The 22,072-nt window shown below is 54.1% G+C and carries 20 protein-coding genes; 8 read left to right on the forward strand and 12 right to left on the reverse strand.

Annotated features, from left to right (window positions below; all coding sequences use genetic code 11):
* The first annotated feature begins 2 nt into the window (after positions 1-2).
* The 4 genes from dnaC (at position 3) to KFZ77_RS16695 (ending at position 5,749) form a co-directional block, all read left to right on the forward strand.
* Complete coding sequence (gene dnaC / locus KFZ77_RS16680) at positions 3-734, forward strand: DNA replication protein DnaC (protein ID WP_031519541.1); 732 nt, start codon at positions 3-5, stop codon at positions 732-734.
* Between the two features lie 8 nt (positions 735-742).
* A complete protein-coding gene (locus tag KFZ77_RS16685; protein WP_051640460.1) occupies positions 743-1,225 on the forward strand; it encodes a DUF2501 domain-containing protein in 483 nt (160 codons plus the stop codon).
* Between the two features lie 600 nt (positions 1,226-1,825).
* The gene (opgB, locus tag KFZ77_RS16690; RefSeq protein ID WP_264384830.1) at positions 1,826-4,117 is read left to right on the forward strand and encodes a phosphatidylglycerol--membrane-oligosaccharide glycerophosphotransferase; all 2,292 of its coding nucleotides are present in this window, start codon (positions 1,826-1,828) and stop codon (positions 4,115-4,117) included.
* A 90-nt stretch (positions 4,118-4,207) separates the two neighbouring features.
* A complete protein-coding gene (locus KFZ77_RS16695) occupies positions 4,208-5,749 on the forward strand; it encodes an HrpF/NolX family T3SS translocon protein (RefSeq protein ID WP_264384831.1) in 1,542 nt (513 codons plus the stop codon).
* 224 nt (positions 5,750-5,973) lie between these two features.
* Here the strand turns inward: KFZ77_RS16695 and tsr are convergent, their stop codons facing one another.
* The 4 genes from tsr to KFZ77_RS16715 form a co-directional block, all read right to left on the reverse strand.
* On the reverse strand, positions 5,974-7,638 hold the full coding sequence (tsr, locus tag KFZ77_RS16700; RefSeq protein WP_264384832.1) for a methyl-accepting chemotaxis protein: 1,665 nt from the start codon (positions 7,636-7,638) through the stop codon (positions 5,974-5,976).
* Between the two features lie 407 nt (positions 7,639-8,045).
* A complete protein-coding gene (locus KFZ77_RS16705; RefSeq protein ID WP_264384833.1) occupies positions 8,046-9,134 on the reverse strand; it encodes a DUF2955 domain-containing protein in 1,089 nt (362 codons plus the stop codon).
* A complete protein-coding gene (locus tag KFZ77_RS16710; protein WP_264384834.1) occupies positions 9,124-10,191 on the reverse strand; it encodes an HlyD family secretion protein in 1,068 nt (355 codons plus the stop codon). The genes KFZ77_RS16705 and KFZ77_RS16710 overlap by 11 nt, the downstream gene beginning before the upstream one ends.
* A 4-nt stretch (positions 10,192-10,195) precedes the next feature.
* On the reverse strand, positions 10,196-10,663 hold the full coding sequence (locus tag KFZ77_RS16715) for a MarR family winged helix-turn-helix transcriptional regulator (RefSeq protein WP_264384835.1): 468 nt from the start codon (positions 10,661-10,663) through the stop codon (positions 10,196-10,198).
* Between the two features lie 295 nt (positions 10,664-10,958).
* Between KFZ77_RS16715 and KFZ77_RS16720 the strand changes: the two genes are divergently transcribed.
* Together KFZ77_RS16720 and KFZ77_RS16725 are read left to right on the forward strand one after the other, a co-directional pair.
* Complete coding sequence (locus KFZ77_RS16720) at positions 10,959-11,450, forward strand: hypothetical protein (RefSeq protein ID WP_264384836.1); 492 nt, start codon at positions 10,959-10,961, stop codon at positions 11,448-11,450.
* 108 nt (positions 11,451-11,558) lie between these two features.
* Positions 11,559-12,836: a DUF445 domain-containing protein gene (locus tag KFZ77_RS16725; protein WP_264384837.1), complete on the forward strand. Its 1,278-nt coding sequence runs from the start codon at positions 11,559-11,561 to the stop codon at positions 12,834-12,836.
* A 116-nt stretch (positions 12,837-12,952) separates the two neighbouring features.
* Here the strand turns inward: KFZ77_RS16725 and KFZ77_RS16730 are convergent, their stop codons facing one another.
* From KFZ77_RS16730 to KFZ77_RS16760, 7 genes are all read right to left on the reverse strand, one after another.
* Positions 12,953-13,441, reverse strand: a complete 489-nt coding sequence (locus KFZ77_RS16730; RefSeq protein WP_264384838.1) for a DUF943 family protein — start codon at positions 13,439-13,441, stop codon at positions 12,953-12,955.
* Positions 13,442-13,540: 99 nt separating this feature from the next.
* Entirely contained in the window at positions 13,541-14,038 is a 498-nt protein-coding gene (locus KFZ77_RS16735; RefSeq protein ID WP_406678787.1) for a DUF943 family protein, read from the reverse strand.
* 212 nt (positions 14,039-14,250) lie between these two features.
* Positions 14,251-14,505: a hypothetical protein gene (locus KFZ77_RS16740; protein WP_264384839.1), complete on the reverse strand. Its 255-nt coding sequence runs from the start codon at positions 14,503-14,505 to the stop codon at positions 14,251-14,253.
* A gap of 31 nt (positions 14,506-14,536) precedes the next feature.
* Positions 14,537-14,806, reverse strand: a complete 270-nt coding sequence (locus tag KFZ77_RS16745) for a hypothetical protein (protein ID WP_264384840.1) — start codon at positions 14,804-14,806, stop codon at positions 14,537-14,539.
* Between the two features lie 11 nt (positions 14,807-14,817).
* Positions 14,818-15,393, reverse strand: a complete 576-nt coding sequence (locus tag KFZ77_RS16750) for a hypothetical protein (RefSeq protein ID WP_264384841.1) — start codon at positions 15,391-15,393, stop codon at positions 14,818-14,820.
* Complete coding sequence (locus KFZ77_RS16755) at positions 15,380-16,558, reverse strand: PAAR domain-containing protein (protein ID WP_264384842.1); 1,179 nt, start codon at positions 16,556-16,558, stop codon at positions 15,380-15,382. The genes KFZ77_RS16750 and KFZ77_RS16755 overlap by 14 nt, the downstream gene beginning before the upstream one ends.
* 332 nt (positions 16,559-16,890) lie before the next feature.
* Positions 16,891-18,462: a hypothetical protein gene (locus tag KFZ77_RS16760; RefSeq protein WP_264384843.1), complete on the reverse strand. Its 1,572-nt coding sequence runs from the start codon at positions 18,460-18,462 to the stop codon at positions 16,891-16,893.
* A gap of 255 nt (positions 18,463-18,717) precedes the next feature.
* Here KFZ77_RS16760 and KFZ77_RS16765 point away from each other — a divergent pair, with 255 nt between their 5' ends.
* Positions 18,718-19,392, forward strand: a complete 675-nt coding sequence (locus KFZ77_RS16765) for a YecA/YgfB family protein (protein ID WP_264384844.1) — start codon at positions 18,718-18,720, stop codon at positions 19,390-19,392.
* 38 nt (positions 19,393-19,430) lie between these two features.
* Here KFZ77_RS16765 and KFZ77_RS16770 read toward each other — a convergent pair whose 3' ends face one another.
* The gene (locus KFZ77_RS16770; protein WP_264384845.1) at positions 19,431-20,159 is read right to left on the reverse strand and encodes a hypothetical protein; all 729 of its coding nucleotides are present in this window, start codon (positions 20,157-20,159) and stop codon (positions 19,431-19,433) included.
* A gap of 300 nt (positions 20,160-20,459) precedes the next feature.
* Here KFZ77_RS16770 and KFZ77_RS16775 point away from each other — a divergent pair, with 300 nt between their 5' ends.
* The gene (locus tag KFZ77_RS16775; protein WP_264384846.1) at positions 20,460-21,338 is read left to right on the forward strand and encodes a phosphorothioated DNA-binding restriction endonuclease; all 879 of its coding nucleotides are present in this window, start codon (positions 20,460-20,462) and stop codon (positions 21,336-21,338) included.
* The last annotated feature ends 734 nt before the right edge of the window (positions 21,339-22,072 follow it).

The following is a 22,072-nucleotide window of genomic DNA, read 5'->3' on the forward strand; positions in this document are numbered from 1 at the left end:
CGATGAAACAGCCCGCAGATATCATGTCCCGTCTTAAACGCCTGGTGCCGGAAGGCATAGAGCCGGCGTTTAAATCGAGCGAAGAGTGGATGGCCTGGCAGCAGGAAGAGGGTCGCAAACATGCCCTGTCGCTCGAGCGGGAAAACATAGCCAGAAAAATGGAGCGCCAGTTTGGCCGCTCCGGCATCCGCGAGCTGCATCGCGACTGCTCGTTCGAAAACTATGTCGCCACCACCACGCAGCAGAAAATCGTGCGTGAGAAAGCGCGCCTCTACGCCGTGGACTTTGGTAAGACGATGGCCGGTTTTATTTTCTCCGGCAAGCCGGGTACCGGCAAAAACCATCTTGCCGCCGCCATCTGCAACGAGCTGCTGCGCCGCAACAAAACGGTGCTGATTATTTCGGTGGCGGACATCATGTCGGCGATGCGTGAAACCTTTAATAACAGCGATACGGTAAAGACCGAAGAGCGCCTGCTGGACGATCTCAGCCGCGTCGATCTGCTGGTGATCGACGAGATCGGCGTGCAGAACGAATCGCGCTACGAAAAAGTGGTGATCAACCAGATCGTTGATCGTCGCACCTCATCCCGTCGTCCTACCGGTATGCTGACCAACCTCGACGAAGCCGGGATGTATCGTCAGCTGGGGGAACGGGTGATGGATCGGATGAAGCTCGGCAAGAGCCTGAATCTGATCTTCGACTGGGACAGCTACCGCGACAAAATTTACTGAGGATCACCATGACGGCGATAGCACGACACCTTACCGCTGTGGCGCTGGCCGCTGCGATTATCGCTCCGGGCGCGCAGGCTGCCAGCTGGCAGGATCAACTCTCCGCGGCGGCAACGCAGCTGAGTCAAGGTAATGGAACCCAGCAGGACGCCGGATCGCTGACCAGTCTGCTGACGGGCGGCACCCAGGCGCTGGCCGCAGGCTCAATGCCTAACGTGGCGGGCGTGTTTGAGTACTGCGTGAAGCAGAAGCTGCTGATCGCGACCGACCCGGAGAACGTCAGAAATCAGCTGCTGGACAAGCTTGGCCTGAGCACTCCGCAGGAGCAGAGTGAAAAACCGGGTTATCTGGAAGGGTTAACCGGATTGCTGAACACCCGCAACGGCCAACAAATTAATCTGAATACCCTGAGCAACTCGGGCATCGGCAAAAAAATTAAGCTCAAAGCCTGCGATGTCATTCTGAATCAGAGCCTTAGCTTCATCTCTTAGTAAAATGGCGGCCCTGAGGCCGCCACGCTTCTGCTACCTCTACCCTTCATCCCATTCAGGCAGATTTTTTACCCAGACGATAACGCTGGCGATTACTGTGCAGACGTCGCTTATTGCTCTCTTTTCTGTGCATAACGAAACAAAAAATAGCGAACGCAAAGAGCACGATAAAACCAAATACATATACGATCATGATCTTTTCTTTTAATGGATGGTGGGGGGTTAACGCATCGATAGTTCGGTAATCCCGCGCTGTGTAAGCGAGTTACCAGGATATATTATCGCGTTAAGGCACATAAGTTAAATCATGAAAGGTAAAAATATTTTTGTTTAAATTCAGCAATATTTACATTGCGCCCTGTAAAAAAGCAGCATTAACCACCATAAGCGGATTGAAGTAAGCATTTTTGTAAGGTTTATGGTGCGGAATTAAAGCAGAGATGATGCGACCAGGGTCAAATAATCACATTAATAAACTAATTCTGAACGAAAACACACTTTGATGACACTAGAATTGCAGGGTTGTGGCAGTGCCATTACAGTACGCGCACATAAAACGCATCCCGGCAGGCGCAGCCTGTTTACTGAGAGGATCAGGCGTTGTCAGAGTTGCTTTCGTTTACGCTGTTTATCGCCTCGGTGGCGATATATGCCTTTAAAGCAGGCCGTAATACTTTCTGGTTCATCGCCACGCTGCTGGTGCTGGGCCTGTGCGTCATTTTAAATATCACCCTCTATGCCAGTAACTATTTTACCGGTGAAGGCATCACCGATGCCGTACTCTATACCCTGACCAGTAGCCTGACCGGCGCTGGCATCAGTAAATACCTGCTTCCCGGCGCCGGCATTGCCGTGGCGCTGGTCGCCGTATTTGGCGCTCTGGCGTGGATACTGCGCCGCCGTCGGCATCACCCCGGCCACTATGGCTACAGCGTGCTGGCCCTGGTACTGGCGCTGGCCTCTGTGGATGCCAGCCCGGCGTTTCAGCAGATTACCGACCTGGTGAAATCCCAGACCCGGGACGGCGATCCCGATTTCAGCGCCTGGTATAAAGAGCCGCGCGCAACCATTGAGAACCCGAAGCTCAACCTGGTCTACATCTACGCCGAAAGCCTGGAGCGTACGTATTTTGACGATGCCGCCTTCCCGCAGCTGGCCCCGGAACTGGGGGCGCTGAAAAACAGCGGCATCGATTTCAGCCATACCGCCCAGCTGCCCGGCACCGATTACACCATCGCCGGCATGGTGGCCTCCCAGTGCGGCATTCCGCTGTTCGCCCCGTTCGAAGGCAACGCCTCGGCCTCGGTCTCCAGCTTCTTCCCGCAGAACGTCTGCCTGGGCGATATCCTCAAGAACTCCGGCTACGAAAACTACTTTATGCAGGGAGCGAACCTGCGCTTCGCCGGGAAAGACGTGTTCCTGAAATCTCACGGCTTCGACCACCTGTACGGTGCCGAGGAGCTGAAAAGCGTGGTCGCCGACCCGGCTTACCGCAACGACTGGGGTTTCTACGATGACACGGTGCTGGACGAAGTGTGGAAGACCTACCAGAAACTCTCTTCAGAAGGGAAACGCTTCTCGCTGTTTACCCTGACGGTAGACACCCACCACCCGGACGGTTTTATCTCCCGCACCTGTAAACGCAAAAGCTACAGCATCGACGATAAGCCGAACCAGTCATTCAGCGCGGTGACCTGTAGCCAGGAGCACATCGCGGCGCTGATCGAGAAAATCAAAGCCTCGCCGTGGTTTAAAGACACGGTGATCGTGGTCTCTTCGGATCATCTGGCGATGAACAACACCGCGTGGAAATACCTGACGAAGCAGGATCGCAACAACCTGTTCTTCGTGCTGCGCGGTGACCAGCCGCAGCAGGATCTGGTGGCGGTGAAACGCAACACCATGGACAACGGCGCGACGGTGCTGGATATGCTCGGCGGCGATAACTTCATCGGCCTCGGTCGCAGCAGCCTCTCCGGGCAGTCGCTCTCTGAGGTGTTTCTCAACATGAAAGAGAAGGTGCTGGCCTGGAAACCGGACATTATCCGCCTGTGGAAATTCCCGACCCATATCGACGCGTTCACCGTTGATACTGACAAGAAAATGATCGCCTTCTCCGACACCCGTTTCCGCCTGCCGCTGCTGTTGCGGGTATCTGAAACCCGCGTCGAGCCGCTGCCGGAGAGCGAATACTCCGCACCGCTGCGTTTCCAGCTGGCGGATTTCACCCCGCGCGACCGCTTTATCTGGATCGACGCCTGCTACAAAATGGCGCGCCTGTGGCAGCCCGAGCTGTCGCTCTCTACCGACTGGTGCGTCGCCCAGGGTCAGCTCGGCGGTAAGCAGCAGGTGCAGCGCGTGGATAGCGCCCGCTGGCGTGGCAACGCCGCGTTTACCCAGAGCGTTATCGATACCGCCCGCTATCAGCACAACGTCGATGCCCTGAAAGTGGTGGATAACGACATCCGCTATAAAGCCGACAGCTTCGTATTCAACGTGGCCGGCGCGCCGGAAGAGGTGAAGCAGTTCAGCGGTATTTCGCGTCCGGAATCCTGGGGCCGCTGGTCCAACGCCCAGCTTGGCGACGAGGTGAAAATTGAATACCGCACGTCGCTGCCGGAGAAGTTCGATCTGGTGATCACCGCCAAAGCCTATGGCCCGAATGCCGGTAAACCTGTCCCGGTGCGGGTCGGTAAAAGCGAGCAGACGCTGACGCTCTCGGATGAGGTCACGACCACCATCCTGCACTTCGATAATCCGACGCGCAGCAACACTCTGACCATCACGCCGCCGGACCCGCAGGTGACCAACGAGGGCAACATTCTCGGGCACGCCCCGCGCCAGCTGGGTATCGGCATGGTGGATATCAAGGTGGTGGCCCGCAACGGATAACGCCCTTCCCTCTCTTAGCGGGAGAGGGGCGATGGAACTTTTTCCCCTCCTCGTCCACACAAGGATCTTCATCCACGAGGAGGGTCACCGATGCGCCTTTCTGGTTTTTCACCATCCACCTTTACTGCCCCTCGCGATGCCGGTCTGCCCGGCAAAGGGGACCCGGCAGCACGCCTGCCCGATGCCAAAAGCACGGGGAGCAATCCGCTGTCAGCCATGATGCCGCTGGCACCGGGGCAGATGCAGACCCCAACCATGCCGGGCAACAACACGCCGCCGCTCGATCAGCTGTTTGTCGGCCTGATTACCAGCCTGCTGAGTGGCCTGAACGGCCCGTCTGAATCAGCCCAGCCGCAGCCCCAGGCCACTACGCCGCAGGCCGCGCCAGGCGAGATGCCGTTTGAAGAGGTGGTCTCTACGCTCGGCCGCAACGAAAACCTGCTGAAGAAGCCGCTGGACCGCGAAGGCATTGAGAAGCTACGCGATGACCCTGCCACGCCCAGCGACGCCCGAAAAGCCCTGGATGCGCTGGTGAAAAATCCGGAGATGTTCGCTGCCATCGACCCGGCGAAAAACGGCAAAACCGACGGCAAGATCAGCTCCAAAGACATTCGCGCCTGGCAGGAACTCCCGGCGATGCGGCAGTACGCCGATGCGAAAGCCGAAACCTATACCCATGACTACGTGCCGTCGGATGCCAGACCCGGCTCTCCGGCCCGCGAGATGTCCGGCAATGACGCCATGCGCGAGCTCTATCTCTACTCGGAAAGCCTGCCGAAAAAGGTCAATCTGGAAACCCTGCAGAAGATTGCCGATGGCTCCCAGGATATGGGCAAGTGCCCGCCGCAGGTCGCCGCCGCGGCAAAGTATTTCACGAATAACCCCGGTGAATGGCAAAAATTCACCGGGAAAAACGATCCCAATGCCTCCGTGTCCCGCGACCGCCTGTGTGACCTGGCGGCACAGAACGTGCAGCTGTCGCCGCAGGAGAATAAGGCGCTGGAAACCATTCAGAACAACAAGGACATCTTCTTCAAGGGCGGCGGCATCAAGCCCGGCAAGCTCGCAGACATCGCCAACGATCCGAAGAACAGCCAGGAGGTGCGCGATGCCGCCAACCTGCTCAGCCAGCCGAACTCAATGCTGTTCTCGATGCTGGATAACGGCAAGCACGGCGCGGGCGGCAACTTCTTTAACAAGGCCAACGATCGCAATATCGGCAAGGGCGATCTTGATGCCTTTATCCGCAAAGGCTCAGGCCAGGTCGCCCCGCCACCGCAGCTGGCAAATGCCCCGACCACGCCGCTTGAGATGAGCGCTCAGGAGGATATGGCAGCAGGACAGGAAACCCAGCCGGACCAGAAAAAAGAGAAAGGCGGCGGCATCTTTAAGCTGCTGGATATTCTCGGCTATGTGGCAACCGGCCTCAGCATCCTTATCCCCGGCGTTGGCGCAGCCGGCGTGGCCGCTACGGCAGGACGTGCGGCGATCACCGCTGGCGTGCGCGAAGGGCTGAAACAGGGCGTGAAGGAGGGAGTTCAGGAGGGCGCAGGCCAGGCTGTCAGCGCGGCCCTGACGGCGAAGACCGGTAACCAGGAGATCACCGGCCCGCGCGTCTGGGCACAGGGGTAGTCATGATGGCGGGTGCGCTGCGCTTACCCGCCCTACGATACTCAACGAACGCCGGTCAGCACCCAGGGTGGGTAAGCGTAGCGCACCCACCTTCGGAAAGCCGCAGCGGCGGGTGCGCGGGCTTACCCGCCCTACGATAACTGGCCTTCTCAGCACCCACCTGCCACACACCCACGCATAAAAAAAGGGCGGCTCGCGCCACCCTTTGGTCATCGAGGCAAACCTCAGAAGGTTTCCCAGTTCTCACCGCTGTCGGCAATCACCGGTTTACGGGTGGCCGGTGCCGATGGAGCTTTCGGTGCGCTGAAGGTGCGTACATCCTGACGGGCATCCTGCTTAATGCGGAATACCGCCACGGACTGGGTCAGGCGGCTCGCCTGCTCTTCCAGCGCCGCTGCCGCTGCGGCGGACTCTTCCACCAGCGAGGCGTTCTGCTGGGTGACACGGTCCATCTCGGACACTGCCAGACCCACCTGGTCGATACCGCGGCTCTGCTCATCGGACGCCGAGGCGATCTCGCCCATGATGTCGGTCACGCGGGTTACCGCATTAACGATTTCGCCCATGGTTTCACCGGCGCTTTCTACCAGGGTCGACCCCACGTCTACCTTGCTGACAGAGTCGTCGATCAGGCCTTTGATCTCTTTGGCTGCCTGGGCGCTGCGCTGGGCCAGGTTACGTACTTCACCTGCCACCACCGCAAAACCACGGCCCTGTTCACCAGCACGGGCGGCTTCTACCGCGGCGTTCAGCGCCAGGATGTTGGTCTGGAAGGCAATGCCGTCGATTACGCTGGTGATGTCGGCGATTTTCTGCGAACTGCCGGCGATGTCGCGCATGGTCTGCACCACGTTATCCACCACTTTACCGCCCTTCTGCGCGGTCTCAGAGGCGCTCAGCGCCAGCTGGCTCGCCTGACGGGCGTTTTCGGCGTTCTGCTTCACGGTCGCGGTCAGCTCTTCCATGCTGGCTGCGGTCTCTTCCAGCGAGGCCGCCTGCTGCTCGGTGCGGGAGGAGAGATCGTTGTTACCGGCAGAGATTTCGCTCGCGCCGCTGTAGATAGCATCAGCGCCGCTGCGTACGTCGCTGACGGTGCTGACCAGCTCGCCCTGCATGTGGCGCAGGCCGTCGGCCAGTTTGCCCATCTCGTTGGTGCCGTGCACGTCGATGCCACGCACCAGGTCGCCGCTGGCGATGTGGCGAATGCTGTCGAGCAGACGGTTAAGCGGGGAGATCAGCGCGCTCTGAATACCGAACCACACCGCCACGATCACCGCCAGCACCACTGCCAGCACGCCGATCAGGATCCAGATGGCGAGGTTGTAGGAGCTGTTGCTGCCGTCTACCGCCACCTGATACAGGCTGTCGTTCTGAGAGAGGTAGCTGGTGTAGGCTTTCTCAAAACCATCCTGATAGCTCTGGGTCGGCTGGTCGAAGAACTCGTTGATTTTGCCCGCACCCAGCAGTTGGATCAGCTCGGCCAGCGCGCCGTGGTAGATGTCGTAGTTGCGCTTAATTTCGCGCGCCGCTTCTTCACTCTGACGCGGGTCGCGCGGCAGGGCTTCATAGGCCGCCCACTGGGTTTCAGCCTGTTTCAGCATGCCGCTGGCAGTCTGCATCAGATCCTGAACGGTGGCCCCGCTGCCAATACCGGTCTGATCCATCATGTAGCGGATCCCGGCGCGGTTCAGGGTGTTACGGGTTTGCAACAGGCCAACCCAGCTGCCGTTGAGCGTGGACTGCTGCTCACGGATGGTTTGTAAAACGGTGAAGTTTTCTTTGTCATTCTTAATAGCGTTGAAGAACAAGCCTCCGGACGCCATTTGTAAAATGCCAAATACGGCCAGCACAATAAGTAAGCTGGTGACAATTTTTATACGATTTAACATGGTTTCTCATTCTCTATACGACAGATACCAAGGTTGTCGGCCTGCCATAAGAAAACTTTATATGGGAAGGGTTATTTTCTGCGGGGAAAGTGAGCGCTGAAAAAGTGTTCGCGCTATCGCGGGGTTATTGCTGCCACGCCAGTGCTGGCGCGGCCTGCGGGCTGTCCTCGCACCCTACGCGGCGGGGAAAATTGCTGATAAAAAAGACAGTTATTACGCCGCGCTAAACTTTTAGCCATAACCTTAGCGTTATTTTTTATATACAAGTTTGAATAAATTAAATAACAGAACATTAATGCTTCGCAGTTGATAATTACCGCCGCGAGTTATCGCGCAGGGAAATTAATCATTAATACCTGGTACTGGAAGAATATATTCTCCGCCGGTCGGCGAACCGGCGGAGAGGATTACCCGTTGACGATATAGCGCGTCGCCGCAAAGCGATTCAGGATCAGATGCACCAGAAACACCATGGTCAACGTCAGCAGCAGCGAGGTGGAGACCGAGACAATACGGTAGAGATCGCTGAACACCAGGTCCTGCTCCGGGTGCAGGTTCTGGCCGAACATAATGCCGATGGTGGTCACGCTGGCAAACCCGACTCCCGCCCCGACCTTCTCCATCACGTGCAGGCGCGCGCCAAACCCCAGCCCCAGACCAATCAGCGGCATCATCAGCAGCATATGGCTGCTGTGGTTATAGAGCAGCAGCTGCACCACCAGAATGTACAGGCAGCCGAGCGTCACGCCCACCACGCGCCACAGCGAACTGAGCACCGCGCCGCGGTAGTGCATCGGGAACAGCGTCAGCACCGCGGCCATCAGCGCCGACAGCGAATCGCTGAGGTTGCACACCTGGAACACCACAAACACCATCGTCGCCACGCTGCCGGAGAGCAGCGACTCGTGACGCACCCGGGCGGCGTCTTTCTCAATCACCGGCGGGCGCACCCGCGGCTCGACGTCGGGCAGCAGGTAGTTCATCAGCGCGCTGAGGCACACCGCCATGATGCTGCCTTCGATATTGGAAAACAGCAGCACGTGCCAGTCGTTGGTCGGATAGCTCATAAAGTTGAGCATGGTGGTCTGGCACACCACGCCCATTGAGCCGAACAGGAACAGCGGCCCCTGGCTCATAAAGCGAAAGCGCATCACGTAGAGGGCGAACACCACCAGCGTCATGATCACCGGCCACTGCGAAAGGAAGCCGATGATAAACACCATCTCCACGCAGTTGATCGCCGCGCTGAAGATGAACTGCTTCGCCACGTGGCGGTTAAACACCGGCACCAGCGACAGCAGCATCAGCGGATAGACCACGTAAAACACCCCATACTGGGTGTTGTAGAAGCTGGAGATGCTAAGCGCAATCATGCCGCCAAACACGATGCGCAGCGTCTGGCGGAAGTCGTTGGCGGTGAACACCACGTTGTCGTGCGGCGTAAACACCTGCGCCAGCGTGGTGATGGTGCGGTCTGAGGCGCGCTTAATAAACATAGTGCAGCAGGCTGACCAGATGAATTTGCAGCCCGGAGAAGAAGCTCGCGAACGGCCCTTCGCTGTTATAGAGCTGCACCGTGGCCCGCGCCCCGGTCGGCAGGGTTTTCGGCAGCGGCTGGTCGAGCGCCACGTGAATACGCATCCGCTGAGCGTCGCGCACCCAGCGGTTGGACTCTTCCGGCTGCGAGAGCTGACCATCCACCGCTTCCTGTCCGGCGAGGATACCGGCATCGCTGCTGGTCACATGAGCGTGGAACACCTGTCCCGGCAGGGCATCGAACACCACCGCGGCGTCGGTTCCGGCTACGGTATGACGCAGGCTTTTCTCACGAAAATCGGCCACGATATCGGTTTTGTCATTCACCAGCGCCAGCGCGGCGGAGCCTGCCGACGCATACCAGCCGGGACTGAGCTGGACATTACTCACCGTGCCGTCGGCTTCGGCGCGGATTTTGGTCCAGCCGAGATTGAGCTGCGCCTCTTCCAGCGCGTTACGGTACTTTTGCAGCGTCACGTTGCGGCTGTCGTCGCGTTCGCCGCGGGCAATCGTCAGTTCGCTGATGCTGGCCTCAATGTTGTGCACGGCCTGCTCGCTGGTCTGCCAGGTGGTGCGCACCTTGTCCAGATCCTGCTGCGACACGTTCTGCATGGCGCTCAGCCGCTGGTAGCGGTCGAAGGTCACCTTATCGTTACGGGCGGTAAGATGCGCCGTTTTCAGGTTAGCGCGCGCGGCGGCAAGCTGGGCATCCAGCTGGTCGTTGGAAAGCTGTGCCTGATGCAACGCAATGCGCGCCGCCTCGACTTTATTGACGAACGGCGTGTCGTCCAGCTCAAACAGCAGATCGCCCTGCTTCACCTGGCTGTTGTTGTGCACGTGCACGCGTGCCACATAGCCGGAGACGCGGGCGGACACCGGCGTTACCACGCGCAGCACCGTGGCGTCCGGGGTCAGCGGGATCCAGATATCCGCAACGATAAAGTAGACGAACATCAGCAGAAAACTGCCAATGCTCACCCTTACCCAGCGGGCAAACTTTTGTTCAGGGGTCATCATTTTTTTATTCAGTCTTATTATCTTCTGCGCGGAAGCTCCGCAAATTGCAGGCGAGTTGGTTCAGGGTGGCGCTGAACACGTCCAGTTGTTCGGCAGGAATGTTTTCTGTCAGGCGCTGCTGCCAGGTCTGGATCACCTGATTCAGCGTCTCAAGCACGGCTTGTCCGTCCGTCGTGAGCGCCAGCAGGCGAATGCGCTTGTCATAGGGCGACACGCTGCGCACCAGATAGCCGCGCGCTTCAAGGCAGTTCAGGGTGCGCATCAGCGGCGGCAGCTCAATACCCTGCACCTCCGCCAGCTCGCTGACCGACACGTTGTCTCCCAGCTGATGAAGCTGCATCAGCACCGTCCAGCTCGACTGCGTCAGGCCGGTATCGGTAATGGCGTGGTCAATCACCGCGCGCCACTGCCGCACTACCATCGCCATGCGCATCCCCAGCGGGCGGCGGGCAAACAATTCGTCTTCGGTCATACGTCCCCCTTGATCAGGGCGGCTAAACTAATACTTATCAGGGTAAGTATCAAGAAACGAGGGGCGTAAAGCGCAAGGAATGCGAAAAGGCGGCATCTTCAGGTGAAAAGACCTGGGCTGATGACGGAGAGGTAATGCGCTTTTGCGCAGGGTGAAGCATCACCCTGCGTTCATTCAGGGGAAGCGATCCCCCTGGTTAACGGGCACCTGAACCTTATTCTTCATTGACTGACGCAGCCCGGCCGTATTCGGGCTTCGTCATTCATGCTGAGGTTATTTAACAAGAGGATCGCTTATGCCAACCGTAACCGTTGACCGCTTTACCATCGAGTATTCGCTACGCACCCGCCACGATAACGAGTCGCACGATATTCAGTTTGGGATGACTTATCGTCTGAGCAATGATTTGGGATTGCCGATGTGCCAGTTAATCTACCCCGCCACGCAGGTGGGTACTAATTATCCCGGCAGATGGAATATCGATAATCACGCCGCACCAGGATCGCTCTCATCGCTTTATTTTCCGGGTTCAGAGCACGGCACGATCAATGATATTCCGACTGAACTCAGTCATGCGAACAGAGGCATCCTGCACACCTGGTTTTGTGTCTACATCATTAATCCCGACAAGAAAACGCTGTATAAGCAGGGCGTCAAATTCGGCTATGAAATCGACACCGGTAACCCCATTTCCCAGACGCAATTCTCCGGGTTCCGACGCTTCGATATCTCAAATGAACAGATCCAGCTGGTACAGACCGCCTGCCCTTTTATAAAAATTGATTAGCGTCTTACGCGGCGAAAAGCCTCGCTGTCAGGGGTTTTTCGCCAGCGTATTTTTCACAGCAGGACTTTTACCCTACCGCCTTCCCGGTATGGGTTATATCCTTACCTCATGGAAAAAATAAACGAACTCAAACGCGCGAAGCGTATCGCGCTGTCGCTCCTGCTGTTGGCCGCGGCGACCTTTGTCACCACCCTGTTTCTGCCGCCGAACGTCTGGGTGGGCGGCGTAAAGGCGATTGCCGAAGCGGCGATGGTCGGGGCGCTGGCCGACTGGTTTGCGGTCGTGGCGCTGTTTCGCCGGGTGCCGCTCCCGCTTATCGCCCGTCATACTGCGATTATTCCGCGCAACAAAGATCGCATCGGCGATAACCTCGGGCGCTTCGTGCAGGAGAAGTTTCTCGATACCCCGTCGCTGATTGCGCTGATTCGTCGCCACGAGCCGGCGCAGATGATCGGCGTCTGGTTCAGCAAACCGGAGAACGCTCAGCGCGTGGGGCAGCACCTGCTGCAGGTCATCGGCGGCTTTCTCGACCTCACCGACGACAGCCGCATTCAGCTGCTGCTCAAACGCGCCGTCCATAAGGCAATCGACAAAGTGGACCTTACCGGCACCAGCGCGCTGATGCTGGAAAGTATGACCAAAAACAACCGTCATCAGGCGTTACTGGACGCGCTAATCGCGAAGCTGACCGGCCTGCTGCAACGCGAAAGCACCCGGGATTTCATCGCCCGTCAGATTGTTCACTGGCTGCATACCGAACATCCGCGCAAGTCGATGGTGCTGCCAACCGAATGGCTGGGCGAACACAGCGCGGAGATGGTGTCGAACGCGGTGAATTCCCTGCTGGAAGATATTACTCACGACCAGCGCCACCAGCTGCGTCAGGCGTTTGACAGCGCCACGCTGACGTTTATCGAGCGCCTGAAAACCGACCCGGAGATGGCGCAGAAAGCCGATGACATTAAGTCGTACCTGAAAGAGGACGAGGCGTTCAACCGCTATCTCAGCGAGCTGTGGGGCGACCTGCGCCGCTGGCTGAAGGCCGATATGCAGTCGGAGGATTCCCGCATCCGGCTGCGCATCGCCGAAGCCGGCCAGTGGTTTGGTGAAACCCTGGTGGCCGACGCTGCGCTGCGTGCGTCGTTTAATGAACATCTGGAGCAGGCTGCACGCAACGTCGCGCCGGAATTCGCGGCGTTCCTGACGCGCCACATCAGCGATACGGTTAAAAGCTGGGATGCCAAAGAGATGTCGCAGCAGATCGAGCTTAATATCGGCAAAGATCTGCAGTTTATCCGCATCAACGGTACGCTGGTCGGCGGCACCATCGGGCTGGTGCTCTATCTGCTGTCGCAGCTGCCGGGATGGATAGAAGCAGGTATGTGATGGGGCAGACCCGTCGTCGCGCCGTGTTTCTTAACTGGATGGCGGCGGGCATGCATGACCCCATTCCCGGAGAGATTATGCTGACGACCTGCAAGCCATACCTGAGTCTTCAGAAACTACGGAGCGCTGGATGCGATAATTTCGCCATTAGTCTGCTGGCGGTAATAATTATCTCCGGCTGTGAGCGTGACGATACCGTCCATTGAACGACTTACTTCGAATAAGACAGGTTTATTCACGCAGCGCTTTTCGTATTTAATTTCTGAAAAGCAGTATTGCTCATTCTCAGAGAAACTGAAAAAATTATCGTTACGCGCTTGTATAGCCTGATAGCCACTTCCGATATCCCAGAAACGTATCGTCCATGTTCCATAAGTTCGATCCGCATGAGGGACTTTATAGCGTGCTTTTAATTCTTGTTGATGCCCGGACCACCAGTTTATTTTACCTTGCGCTGTTAACGGAAAACCGGACACGACAATATCGCTGGCATCCCGATGAGTGAATATGTCTATGATGGCTGTTTTCCTGAAATAAAAACAGAGCGCTACAATCACAACCAATAATGACACAAAAATAGCGGCAAATTTAAATGAACCACGCATAATAACTCCTTTTATGTTAACGCAGCACAGATACAAGCCATATAAAATCATACAATTAACGGTGTGCAGCGACTAGTAAACTTGCCAGACCTATATACACTATCGATAATTTCTACCTGCGGGGCATGAATACCCCTGAGCCTTGATGATTTCGTCTTTACTATTGAGGCAGTAATATCCCGTTTCTAATGTAAATAAAATCTTTCCTGTTGACGTTCGTGAAACTATCATAGCAACATCTTTATCAATACATTTTTTGGCATCTGCTATGTCATCAAAGCAGTAAAGCTCTTTATAAAAAGGATTCAAAAAATAACCACCGTCATCCGTATATTGTTTGAAGCCTTCACCATAATTCCAGAATGTGATTGACCATGCTTCTTCCGTTTTGTCTATGGCAGGAATGGCGAGTTTCTCTTCCAGCATCCTTTTATTTTCCTTCCACCAGGCCAGGCGTCCGGATTCAGTAAACGGGAAATTATCCACCACGATATCGCTTGTGCTATGCTGACTCCTGACGTAAGCAACATTCACAGGTTTCATTAGCAGAACAAGCCGATTTACGAGTAGCGTGGATAACGTAATAATCATAAACACTATTGCGACCTTAAGTTTAAGCTTCAACGGCGCAACCTCATTACCATCCATCTCTGCGTTTCAAATAACGTACAGGGGAGTGTTATTTCTGCCATCGCTCACGATCTTGTGAAATGAGAACTGGAGCCAAAATACTACGCCGCTTTTTATTTATCGCAACCGCTTATTTATTATTGATTTAATGAATACAAACGAACGTTTTCATCAACACACTAAGCGGTAAATTTGAACGCCAGTACGAAAAGAAAAAAAGAAATAAGATAACCGACGCTGATAACGAGAAAAGTCGCACCGTCTACATACGCGATCTCTTCGATTGCACGCAGGCAGGACGGTGTAATAGCGCCGTCGATGTCATACCACCAGTTAAGGTATTTATCCGTAGTGCCAGAAGAAAGCACAGCAATGCCAATACTGAGATAATAGAGCAGGATAATGATGCCACTCAATAATATGCGCATAAGCATATCGCTTCCTTATTTCTTCAGGCCAGGAGGGCTAGCGAATCACTTTATAGACGATGCCCGTCAGTATTAAAGCCAGCGGGTAGCCGAATATACCCAGCATCAGGAAGTACGTATACCAGATCCCCAATTCGTCAATGGCACTCGCACAACTTTCGATACCGCCTAGTGGCGTGGAGATATGCTCCACGTAATGCTGGTGAGCACGGGTATATCCTGCCCAGGCAACGGCAAGCGCTGCGTAATATACAGCTGAAATGCCAAGCGCGTAGCGCCAGCGCAGAGTGGATTTATTTTGCAACACGTACCTCCAGATTATCTATCCGCGGCGCGCAACTTTTTTATCAGCAGCACAAATAAGAGAAAGGAAACAAGATAACCATATGCGGCGACCTGAATCATTACAACCATTATTTCTGCCATACCATTGAAGGCTCTCATAATAACCACACGATCGATCTCACTCGTAAAAGCCACACCTTTATCCACATCGGCAGTCAGAGCGAATCCCATCTCTAAAAAGAGAACACAGAGTAAATATGCCGTGGCGATAAGCACTATAAGAAAACGCCGCGCAAAAATAACGCACTGGCTTTCCAGGCATTCTCGTTTTTGTTTCGACGTCGGGAACAGCTTATAGATAACGGCAATCAGTGAAAACGCAGTGATGTAACCAAAGAAACTCACCATAAATACGTTGTCGTGAACATAAAAAAGCGTATCAAGCGCTCCCGTTCCCGCTTCAATATTCACCAGGCCTGCGCTGAGCGAACGCTTTATTTCGTTTTCGGCTGCGCTGTATTCCTGCCACGCAATGACCAGCGCAGCATAATAGAGGGTACTGATACTAATAGCGCATCCCCAGCGGCGGTATGAGCTATTCAGCGTCACAGATATCTCCGAGAACGCCATCCACGGTTTTACCTGAATACCCCACCGGCGCACCGATGGCAGAGAGGCTTTCCGACATCGCTTTTTCGACGATAGCGCGAGGTTTATATTTATTCACCGTCAGGCTTTCAATGTTCGGATATGCCCTTTTAAAGTCATCCGTTACGTCAACCACGTTCATAAACTTAACGCTCCGGGCTTTATGCAGCAGCCAGCGCTGAACAGAGGTGGGAATAGTAAAATCCTGTTCGGCCAGGCCCGCAGGATCAATCTCGCGCAGCATAACCTCGGTAGTAAATACCGTTGAGCCCGCCGCGCTCATACCCTGCTGGGAGTGGGTTGCGCAGTTGCTGCCGGTAACGTCATACCCATCAATAATGCGCCCCCTTTCCTGGGTAACTTTTTTATCCTCGGGAAGCGGCCCTACCTTTTTACCTGCCGCCCATGCCGTCTCGAAAAAAAACCGGGTTTTTACGATATCCGCATCGGCGATTAAAAATACTCTGGCCTGCTTACGGTAAAGCTCATCCCGGTAATTATCGCGCGCGCTTTCCCCCACCAGATAATTCAGCACCCCGTCTCCGGTTAAGCCCATGCAGGCGGTCTGCCCGTAGCGCCCATAGGTATATACGTGCGCTACGTTATTCTGATGAACCGAGACAAAGACATGCCCTGCCCCCATCACTTCCGTCCAGACGAATACGCCGTTAGCGAGCGGGTTATCCGCCGGGCGGCACAGGTTATCGTTATAAGTAGCCACGGGCGCATCCGCGACGGGATGAACCGACATCAGCGGTCTTTTAAGCTGGCTGGCAATGACGGTGCCGAGACGATGGCGCAGCGCCAGCGGCAAGTCCGCTTTGAGCTTATCCTTACCCGCAAACACGCCCTGCAACTCCTGCCCTGAGAACGCGTTTCTGACCAGCACCTGCCGGCCATTCCTGATGGAATTAAGAAATTCCCAGGATGAGCCACCGTTGATACCGGGCCAGCGCAGCATCGGCATATTAAAGGAGGCATGGGGCCAGGCTTCCCGCTGGCGCTGATCCTTGATATAGCGGGAGAACTCCCGGGCCGCGACATTCGGGTCCAGAATATAAGCCAGATCGTCCAGATAAATATCGTCGATATGCCGCAGAGCATACTCGCCGCGCAATAGCCTCATGATAACGCCCCGGTTTTACGCAGGCGTCATCATTCACGGGAAATAATATCCCGCGTTGCGCCTGCCAGAGTGGAGAGCGCCATCATAGGGCGGCGTATTTCATAACCGCAATATCGTTTCTGTATAATCAGATTTGAGCGTGATGAGATCGCGTTATGCGTTATTTAACTGGTTTTCTTAACGGATAACGACACAACTTCACGAGAGCGTAAATAAGTAATCATCAACTACCAATATAGTGATTTTTCTATTCTCAGCATCAATACCGCCATCTATAGAAATGCCCCTTAACGGGGCATGGATATGAAGAGGTTAGCTGTAGTCTAAGGGTATCAGGGGGCCATGTTAGTGAGATGACCTTGCCGGTCGATGATCCCTTCATCGACATGAAAATAATGGTCGTATGGCCTGGCATCCAGACACTCCGCGCTGTGATAACGGTGAATGTTCTCATGAGCACCTTCTGGCAGGGACGGCAAGCCAGTAAAATCCAGCGTGCGCAAGGCATGCAAGAACATTACTTTTTCATGTAGCGCTCCCCCATTTAAAGGCACGTTGACCCTGAGCGTAAGCCCCTGCCCGATAGCAACATAATAGCGATAGGTGAGCCTGTTAAAGCGGTCAGTGTTATAAACAATATCCTGCAACACTGTGCCAGCGGAAGTACGCTTGTCTGCCGCAATTAACTGTTTAACTGGTTTATTGAAAATATCGATGCCAATCTCGTTTTTTACTAACGAAGGTTTCATCTCATCAATTTCAACGGGTTCCATACAACCCTCTACCGGATAAACAAATATTTGAGGGATAGCCATGAGGGCTGTAACGCGGTCCAGAATGGCCGTGTTTACAGCGTTAGTATCAAAATAGTCTCTGACGCTGGTATTGTATCTTTCCTCTGATTCAGCTTGTGATAAGGTTAAATCATTTGCCGAGGTATTTCCCTCAACCTGTGACGCTGGATTAGCGGTGCGCAGAATATTAAAGCCTTTCGTTACGGTTTCGATATCCGGCGCAATTATTACCCCAAAGAAATATTTATGAGCCTCAGGGTGATAAGATACAGAGACCGCCTTTAGCTTGCCACTATGATCATAATATATCGCACCATTATTATCCTGATACACTACTGTGCGCTGATGCTTTAATAATAACTGAAGATCGATATCCTGGAAGCTTGCTGTTGTCGAATATAAATAAGCCTGCATACCTTCAACGGGTTCATCCTTCAAGTTTTGATAACCCACACTCCCTGCCTGCAATTTCTCGTTTGTAAACAGATAATCAAGATCCTCCGGAAACTCTGCAACATATGCGCTTGCTATTGCGTTATAGAATTTAAGCGGAACTTTAAGCGCGATAGCGTCATCAAGAGACAACATTACGCCATAAAAGGGAGCATCCAGTTGGCTTTTTATATACGTCTGGTCGATCAGTAACTGCTGATGCCGGGCTTTTTCATGACTGGCGATCTCATTTTTGATTGCTTTCAGTTCGGGAGATCCCTCTTCCGCACGTTTTAACCGGAAGGTAATTTCACATGAAAACCAGCCGCACGCATCAGGTTGAGCTGATGTCAGTGTTATCTGTTCGCCCTGACTGGCCACACCAATACGATAAGTAACATCGCCAATGACGATTAAACCATTTTTTATTGGCTGGCTATATACCTCATCAAATGACGCCCACGACACGCTGTCTTCGGCAAACGCAACAAGGATATTATTTTTACTGCTCTGATAACGCTTTTCCTGTGCTAGTTGTGCGTCATCGTAAATATCTTTATCAAACTCACAGACGAAGCTGACATCCTCAATCAGATATTCCCCGGTTGCTGTACTACTCTCTTCCTTACAGCCTGCCAGCATAGCCGTCAGTAACAGCGCTCCCGCATATTTTTTCATTTTATATTCCTTTATGACTGTCGCCCTGGAATGCGCTCAGGCGCAATATCTGGTGACTATTCTACCAGGTGACATAAGGGACTAACGCTTGAAAACATATACTCAGAGGCGACTATTACGGCGCTTAACCTGACGAACCGACAAGAAAAGGTCGCCACGCCCTGCCTGAGGACCGATAATGACAGTCTGCCCTGCAACATGGCGTTGTTTACCTGACACCTCGGGTAAGGGTTAACAAACTAAGAAGGCGACTAGATGAACCAGGGACCCCTGAACGAAAAAGAACTCGAATGGCTCGATGAGCTGCTCGCGAAATATGGCCACGATGCATCCGTGCTGGATGTCTCTGAGCTGGACGGCATGCTGACGGCGATCCTTTCCGGCCCGCGCGAGATTGAACCCGCCGTATGGCTGATGGCGCTGTGGGGTGGCGAGAAGCACATTCCGCGCTGGACCAACGAGCGCGAGATGACGCGCTTCATGAACCTCACCTTCCAGCACATGAACGACATCGCCGACCGCCTGAACGATGCGCCGGAGCAGTTCGAGCCGCTGTTCGGCTATCGCGAGGAAGAGGGCGAAGAGTACATGGTGGTCGAGGACTGGTGCTACGGCTATATGCGCGGCGTGGCGCTGGATGACTGGTCATCCCTGCCGGAAAGCCTGAAGCCGGAGCTGGACGCCATCGCCCTGCACGGCCGCGAAGACAATGTGGCGCAGCTGGAGCAGATGACGCCGGAAGCGTACGCCGAGAGCCAGGCCGCCATCGGCCCGGCCGCGCTGCAGCTCTGGCGTTACTGGCAGGAACTGTTGGAAAACGAACCCGACGCGCTGCGCCAGAAACCCGTCACCGTGGAAGCGAAAGCAGGCCGCAACGACCCGTGCCCGTGCGGCAGCGGGAAGAAATATAAGAACTGCTGCCTGCATTAATAATTAGCGTAACGGCGTGGAGAACACGCCGTTATTTTTTATAGCCACACGTATTGCACTACGCCTAATAAAATAAAGATGACGATCATCAGCCCGGAAAAGGCTTTTTTTGGAGCGATAACGTTCACTATCTTAGCAAACTGAATGATACCAACCACCGCAAGGACAGAGAGCGCCATTATGGGAATTGCGATCGCCCAGGTCAGAATATACTGAACAACCAGCGCGAATATCAGAAAGCCGCAGAGAATAAAAGCCATCGCCCATGTACCTGGAAGCGGGTCAATGGGAAAACCCAGCTTTGCGAACAGGTAAAATAGCGGCCCCAGGAATTGCGCCAGAACCGGTATGCCCGTTTGCTTTTCCAGTAGCGCCAGCGCAAACGGCGAGACGAGAGTCAGACAAATCACCCCGCCAGCGTTGCCCAGCGTTTTCGTATGCTGCATACACCACGACAGCCCGCCCCAGACCGCAATAGCACCGAAAAAGCAGTAAATAAACACTGTGCTATACCACTCGGGGTCTGAGCTCAGACGCGGTACGGTTATCAGCAGCAGAAAGAAGATAAAGGCGCAGACTCCAGCCAGCTTTCTGAGCAGGCCCATACCCTCCTGTATCTGCGCTTCTTTGATCCTGTTATTTAAATTGTGATAGCCATCTTCGACCAGTGATAAAAACGCGTCGAACTTAGGGTTTTGCCTGGCTATGTCCCCCGCCAGATAAATCCCGACAACCACCTGTGAAAATAACACCGTCGCCTTTAACATCCCTGCCTCGTAAATTTACTTGCTACACTAGTTTATTATTAATAATTACCTGAAGGTAAAATTCTTTTCAATTCTATATTCCTGACAGACACAGCCGTTATATAAAGGAAGTTCAGTGCCAGAAGCAAATATATATTTCGCGGAATGAGACGGACGACGGAGGCAGTGAATAATAACCTGGACAGAAGCAGTGCTACGAAGCGCACAGTCCCTGCCCGCTCCGCACGCTAACGCCTTGATCCTGCCTGCCTTTGCGAGCATCATCGCAGTTTACTTATTTAGCTGATGAATGCTGACTTCATGGCAACCTCCGATACGCTCGACGCCTTTGGCAAAAAACTGTCTGAACCGAAAATCTGGCGCAAGGGCGACCAGCGCGCACCGCACAAGCCTTTGCTGCTGCTCTACGTGCTGTCGCACTATAAACGGGGCCACGGCAGACTGTTCGATTACGGCACCGAAATCCACGACGCGCTATTGAGCCTGTTGGAACGATATGGGCCGACGCGCCGCCAGCATGAACCGACGATGCCGTTCTGGCGCCTGCGCGGCGACGGGTTCTGGGAACTGGAGAACGCCGAGCGCTGCTCCACCACCGGCAGCAAAGAGCCACCCAGACGCGAACTGTTTGAGTACAGGGTTGCTGGCGGCTTCGACGCAGAACATTTCGCGTTGATCGACGAGAACAGCACCGTTATCGACGTGCTGGCAACGCAGATCCTTGAAAAGCATTTCCCGGTCGGCATCCAGCAAACCCTCGCCGATGAGCTGGGCTTCGACATCGTGTTATCCCTCAAACAGCGCGACCCGGCGTTTCGCCTCAACGTGCTGCGCGCCTACAACTACCGCTGCGCCATCTGCGGCTTCGACATGCGCCACGACAACGCCCCGATTGCACTTGAAGCAGCGCACATCCGCTGGAAACAGTTTAACGGCCCCTGCGAGGTACCGAACGGGCTGGCGCTGTGCTCGATCCACCACAACGCCTTCGACCGCGGCGCGATTGGCCTGGACTGCGACATGTGCGTGGTGGTGTCGGAAGGCGTAAACGGCAACGGGATGGTGCAGAAACTGTTCTGGGATTTTGCCGGGGAGGAAATTCAGTTACCGAAAGCAGTAGAGAACTACCCGAGAGAGGCGTTTGTGGAGTGGCATCGGCGGGAGGTGTTTAGGGGGTGAGTGCAAAGGGCTGAGCCGAATTTCGGCATAATATAATCAAAAAATAAAATCAGAAAGTTAGCAGATATTCCATTGTGTGACCTCGGAATAACTTTCAGCGATTATCCCCTGACCTGATGATATGAATTTATATAGGGTCAGACCCAGCGACAGAGTTCCTGACCGATAGGCTCTATAACGTCAACATAATGCTTTTTGAATCACTGTCTATCTGGCCCACACTTGATTATTTTATGTACACCAAGAGAATTAAGCTTGCGGATTAGCCAGAAATCAAAAATCACTTCTTCACCTTCAAAAAGGAGCCTGTCAAAAATAGATTAACCATTTGCCCCGGCCCAACACGAAGTAATATCTCACCATCTTTATCAAACTTTCTTTAAAAAAGAGGTGAATCACCTGACTTTTTTATAAATAATGAGAATAAGCACCATAGCAATCAATGCCCAGCTAAAAGAAACAACAAGTAACTGGTCAAAATAGCTTTCGTACAACTCGGCTAGCGGAACAAAACAAAAAAATAAAGGTACTTTTGTACCGGCATGCGCTGGTGGAGGCTCGACACTTTTTGGGGCTTTACCGAAAAAAGGTTTGGGATAATTCCAACGTTAAAACCAGTTTCAACACGAATATATCCCTTATCAATTTATTACAAGGTATTAGCAGCATTAGTGACATATTTTTCTTTATCAAGCTAATGCGTAAAATTTTATAGAGCGCATAAAATAACGCAC

The organism is Siccibacter colletis, assembly GCF_025914095.1.
Taxonomy (GTDB): Bacteria; Pseudomonadota; Gammaproteobacteria; order Enterobacterales; family Enterobacteriaceae; genus Siccibacter; species Siccibacter colletis.